Raw genomic sequence first — 720 nt, forward strand, 5'->3', positions numbered from 1 at the left:
GTGGACAGGATCAACGTGGGCACCCCGGCACGCAGGCTCGCCGCCGTGGTACCCGCACCACCGTGGTGCACGACCGCGCGGCAGGCCGGGAAGGCGGCCGGATAGTTCATCGTGCCCACCACCTTGACGTTCTCGACCTCAGGGACATGGCTGAAGTCGCTCGCGCCCGCACACAGCAACGCCCGCTGACCCAACTGCGCGCATGCTCCGCTGATCATCGCCATCGTGTCAGCGGCAGATTCCACCGGCATGCTGCCGAAGCCGAAGCAAATCGGCGGTGGTCCCGCGGCAATCCAGGACGCGACCTCGTCATCGGTCTCGGTGGGCAACGCCATCGTCAGCGCCCCGACAAGGGGCCGGCGGCCATCCCAATGCGCCCATTCGTCAGCCAGCCCGGGGAAGCAGACCTCGTCGTAGGCCTGGATCTCCAGTGACCCCGCTTCGGTGATCCGCCGTGGCGCGGGGCCTTTGGCCTTCGGCAGACCTAGTTGACGGCGCTGCGCGTCGTCGTACTTCTTCACTCCACGCCAATTCGCCCACTCGAACAGCCCTAGTGCGTAGCGGCCCAACGATGGTGGCAGGAATGGCAGATACTGTCCATTGGCTCGCACCGGGGAGATATGCAGCGTGGCCAACGGGATGTCGTAATACTCTGCGACGTTGGCGGCGGGCGGCTCGAAATTCAGAAATGTGACCAGGAGGTCTGCGCCGTCGGCCAGG

The 720-nt window shown here is 66.0% G+C and carries 1 protein-coding gene; it reads right to left on the reverse strand.

The window, feature by feature from the left end:
- Positions 1-720: glycosyltransferase (locus A5707_RS24120; RefSeq protein WP_331713136.1), on the reverse strand; the 720-nt coding region annotated here is incomplete at both ends.

The organism is Mycobacterium kyorinense (assembly GCF_001672775.1).
In the GTDB taxonomy this organism is placed as follows: domain Bacteria; phylum Actinomycetota; class Actinomycetes; order Mycobacteriales; family Mycobacteriaceae; genus Mycobacterium; species Mycobacterium kyorinense_A.